Source organism: Rhodococcus sp. TAF43 (genome assembly GCF_052113525.1).
Classification (GTDB): domain Bacteria; phylum Actinomycetota; class Actinomycetes; order Mycobacteriales; family Mycobacteriaceae; genus Prescottella.
Genome location: NZ_JBFRDL010000101.1, coordinates 1 through 3,823, shown reverse-complemented (window position 1 = coordinate 3,823; position 3,823 = coordinate 1). Strand labels below are relative to the sequence as shown.

The window sequence follows — 3,823 nt, the reverse complement described above, 5'->3', positions numbered from 1 at the left end:
GGGTGAGGACAGCGCGGAGATGCTCCAGTCGTGGGCGCATGAGCGTGGGATGTGCGGTCGCGCTTTGCGTTTGGAGCTGGTCATCCCCACGGCCTTCGTTGGCATAGCGGCTGGTCTTGCTGTTGTCCTGGTCGTGCTCGTCGCCGGGTTCTCGGATTGGTCGATGACATTCGACGCAGGGCCGTTCGTCCTGGCGTTCTTTGCTTCCGGCGGACTCTTGGGATATCTCTGCGCCCTATTGTGTGTAGGCGGGGCCCTGCGGCGCTACGGCGATCCGCATGCATCGTCGACAGTGCTGTGGCTCGCTGCGTTGCTTCCGGTCGGCGCCGCACTGTGTGCCGGCGCGGGCGTCCTCGTCGCATGGTGGAGAAACTTCAACACGTCCGTGCCCGTATTCGTCGCGGTTACCGGGGTAGTTGTCGTCGGACTCGGGCTCACTGTTGGGTCCTCTCGATACCTCGCTGTGAAAAAGTCCGACGATAGAGAGAACGGCCCCGTCTAGGCCCGGGAAGCCGTCCTCTCGTCAACAAGGGTCTGCTACACGATTGGGCGACAGTTTGACCCGACCTGTCCGTGCAGCAGTCCCATCCGTGCAGCAGTCCCGCTTTCATCGTGTTGTGCGGATCATCGTGTGATGCTGTGGTGGTCRCGGGATATTCGGAACGATGCGGCGTTTCGTTCGTTGCATGTGACTGCTTCTTCGGTGATCGAGCACGAAAATCGTCCAGCCGCGGCTGTGGTGCCGTAGCCCTGTTCGGGGAAGCCTTGTCCGATGAGGAAGTCTGCGGCGCAGGCGAACTTGGCGTCCGCGCCGCGGCGGATAAGGAAGGTGTGGCCCCAGTCTTGGGGTGCGCAACCGTTCTCTGGTGGAGGTACCGCATAGGTGTACTCGGCGACGTCGCAGCGTACGAAGTCTCCGGCGGCGTCCGAGCCGATGGTGCATGCGATGTTCTGCGACGGCGTGGTGAACGACACCGGTGCTTTCACGGGATCTTCGGACGCCGCGAGTCGCGTTAGCAGGCTCGGCGTGAGTGCGGCAGCGGTGCCGAGTAGGCCGATGACGACCACGACGCGGATGACTTTCCTGATTGACCGCGTGCGGATCGGCCGCGACACACCCGACGGCCGCCGAGGTCTCGGCAGGGGAGCGGCCGGATACGGCGAACGGGGGAGTGTCAGTGGTGGCGGCAGGGTTGGTGACGTGCTCCACGCAGTCATGGGGACGGGGGTGGGTGTGCTCGGGATCGGTGTCTGAGCGGTGGCCACGGGGGGTGCGGTGGTGGGTGCTGTCGCGTCGAGTTCTGTTGTGGCGGGTGCTGGCTCGGGTTGTGGCGTGTTGTCGGCGGTGTCATCGGCTGCGGTCGTGTCGATAGCCGCGGTGGCCTGCGCTACCGTGGGTGGTGAGGTCTCCACAGCGCCGTCGTCGCAGATGTACTCGGGGAACCCTGCTGCGATCAGTTCGTTGATGCTGACAGCATCGGGAAGGTTGAGCGAGGTCAGGACTGCCATGATGTCGTTGGCGGTCCACCGGGCTTTGCCGCGTGAGAACGCGGCCAGTTGGCGGCGAATGGGGCCGGCTTGGTTCGCGTCTGTGACGACGAGTCGGGTGCCGCGCGGTGGGGAGACGGTGTCGATCGTGATCGTGCACCCTGGCTGCTTGTAGAGGACGACCAAGCCGTCGACGAACCGGGTGCCGAATCCCCGCCGGCTGAGGTGGTCCTTGACCTCGAAGGCACGCTCCCGCACCTGCTGGAACGGGTTCACCGTTCCCTTTCCGTCAGCGGTACTCAACGAGTAGAGCGCGGCCGTGGCGCCATCGACGCGCCATACGCCGTTGGCTGACGCGGTCAGTGCGCCAGACTGAGTGGCGTTGAAGCCTTTGACCTCGACGACGATGCACCGCTGCGGTGTCCAGAGGATCGCGTCTACCTGCCGTGAGTCTCTGTCCTTGACCGGCACCCAGATGTTGAAGACCGCGAAACCGGGTAGAGACTTGTCCAATTGCTCGAGGTAGGTAGCGAGCTGATGCTCGGTCCGTTCGAGGCTTCCTTGAATGGTGACGAGCATCGGGCTGTCTGTTCCTCCCCTTCGCCAGTTGCCCTGGCGCGAACTACAACTCTGTTCGAGCGTAGGTGGCTTCACGCTCCGCGCTCGCTGTCGGGGTCCTGGTGAGGTGAGGTGCCATTCGCGGAGTGTGGTTGTCTGGGATATCCGTCGGTGGCTCGTGGTCTGCTGGAGGGTATGACCGATGCTGCCGACGGCTTCGATGCGTTTTGGTTAGGGATCACCCGTGACGAGATAAGCGCACTTTCGGTCGCCGACCGGACGCGCTTCCTTGCGGCACTTCGCCGACATACACAAGCGCGTATCGCGGCCGGGGACTTCACGCTCTCCGGTCGGCTGTACGAACCGGGGGGCGAACAGAAAGCCGAACAGGCGCGGCGCAGGCGCGTGAAGCGTCTCGCGCGCGACTCCGAGTCACAGGCATTGACTGACGCGCTATGAAGAAGGGAGCGAAGTGATGAAGGTGACCGCCAAGGCCGCTCGCGACGGTGGGTGGTGGGTCGTGGAGGTGCCCGAGGTGGACGGAGCGTTCACCCAGGGCCGCAGGCTCGACCAGATCCCCGCAATGGTTGCCGACGCCGTGAGCCTGCTCGAGGACGTCCCGGCCGACGACGTCGAGGTCGAACTCGACTTCGACCTCGGCGATCCCGCCGCCCTCGAGGAAGCCCGCCAGGCCCGCGCGCAGGTTGAAGCGGCCGCCCGCGCCCAGGAAGAGGCCGCGCGTGCCTCGCGCGCGGCCGTCGCCCACCTGCGCCACCGCACGAAGCTGTCCGTCCGCGACACGGCCGTCGTTCTCGGGGTGAGCCCGCAGCGCGTCTCCCAGCTCGACCACGCCGCCAGCTAGAGGCGTCCACACGCCACATCGGCTCCTGCACCGCCCTGGTGCAGGGGCCGTTTTCATGCCCTGACCTGCTCGGATGCCACGTCCCGCTGTGGAGTCGCCGCAAGTGCCGGCGCGTGTCGGTGACGCGGAAGTCGAAGCCGCGTAGCGACACGACATCGCCCGGTTTGAACTCTGCAAAAGCACTTTTGTGTAGTTACAACCGTAGGAACGAACGGAAGGAACGCCGATGACGAGAGTTGAGCAGGTATTTGTCCACCCGTCCGAGCCGGCCGCCGAGCGTGGCAGCCACTACGTCGAGGGGGCCGTGCGCGCGTATCTGATGCGCGACCTTGCAGACACCGACAAGTGGGTGCTCGACCCGTCGTCGTTCGGCGACGGGCTGTTCTCGGACTACGACGAGCACGGCCCGGTGAGCGCCGAATGCCAGTGCGAGAAGCCGGAGGAGTGCGCGGCCGTCGTGGGGCGGCTGAGTCGGGGTTGACTTGGAGCGCACTCGAAGTCTTATCGTGTGGCGTGTGAAGCCGGTCGAACACTTCTTGTCCATCGCGGAAGCCGCCGAACGCACCGGTCTCAGCACGCACACCCTGCGGTACTACGAACGCGCCGGGCTCATGCTGACAGCGGTCGATCGCGCCTCGTCGAGGCATCGGCGATACCACGATCGCGACATCGTGTGGGTGGGGTTCCTGACGAAGCTCCGGTCCACATCGATGCCTCTCGCACAGGTTCGCGAATACGTAGACCTCGTCCGGCTCGGCGAAGCGACCACGGCGGCCCGGCTCCACCTGCTCCAGCGGCATCGCGTGAGCGTCGCCGCGAAACTCGATGACATCTCGCAGGCTCTCGCCGCCATCGACGCGAAGATCGCCATCTACTCGAAGGGAAGCGTAAACGAATGAGGCACATCGCACTTGG

General features: G+C 65.1%; 5 protein-coding genes and 1 pseudogene. 5 read left to right on the top strand and 1 reads right to left on the bottom strand.

The features are described 5' to 3' along the window. A pseudogene (locus tag AB4Z09_RS28825) lies at nt 1-502 on the top strand (hypothetical protein); the annotation flags it as partial. A 122-nt stretch (nt 503-624) separates the two neighbouring features. Here AB4Z09_RS28825 and AB4Z09_RS28820 read toward each other — a convergent pair. Then, the gene (locus AB4Z09_RS28820) at nt 625-2,067 is read right to left on the bottom strand and encodes an NERD domain-containing protein (RefSeq protein ID WP_442241362.1); all 1,443 of its coding nucleotides are present in this window, start codon (nt 2,065-2,067) and stop codon (nt 625-627) included. A gap of 174 nt (nt 2,068-2,241) precedes the next feature. Between AB4Z09_RS28820 and AB4Z09_RS28815 the strand changes: the two genes are divergently transcribed. The 4 genes from AB4Z09_RS28815 (at nt 2,242) to AB4Z09_RS28800 (ending at nt 3,807) form a co-directional block, all read left to right on the top strand. Further along, nucleotides 2,242-2,505 (top strand): hypothetical protein, encoded by a 264-nt coding sequence (locus AB4Z09_RS28815; protein ID WP_442241361.1) that lies wholly within the window; start codon nt 2,242-2,244, stop codon nt 2,503-2,505. 16 nt (nt 2,506-2,521) lie between these two features. Then, on the top strand, nt 2,522-2,908 hold the full coding sequence (locus AB4Z09_RS28810) for a type II toxin-antitoxin system HicB family antitoxin (protein ID WP_442241360.1): 387 nt from the start codon (nt 2,522-2,524) through the stop codon (nt 2,906-2,908). A gap of 226 nt (nt 2,909-3,134) precedes the next feature. After that, nucleotides 3,135-3,389, top strand: coding sequence for a hypothetical protein (locus AB4Z09_RS28805; protein WP_442241359.1), 255 nt, complete (start codon nt 3,135-3,137; stop codon nt 3,387-3,389). A gap of 34 nt (nt 3,390-3,423) precedes the next feature. Continuing rightward, a complete protein-coding gene (locus tag AB4Z09_RS28800) occupies nt 3,424-3,807 on the top strand; it encodes a MerR family transcriptional regulator (RefSeq protein WP_442241358.1) in 384 nt (127 codons plus the stop codon). Nucleotides 3,808-3,823 lie beyond the last annotated feature (16 nt).

What these genes read in the sequence shown, in the direction of transcription:
- AB4Z09_RS28815 (WP_442241361.1), top strand. Translation starts at nt 2,242, where the DNA reads ATGACCGATGCTGCCGACGGCTTCGATGCGTTTTGGTTAGGGATCACC.
- AB4Z09_RS28805 (WP_442241359.1), top strand. Translation starts at nt 3,135, where the DNA reads ATGACGAGAGTTGAGCAGGTATTTGTCCACCCGTCCGAGCCGGCCGCC.
- AB4Z09_RS28810 (WP_442241360.1), top strand. Translation starts at nt 2,522, where the DNA reads ATGAAGGTGACCGCCAAGGCCGCTCGCGACGGTGGGTGGTGGGTCGTG.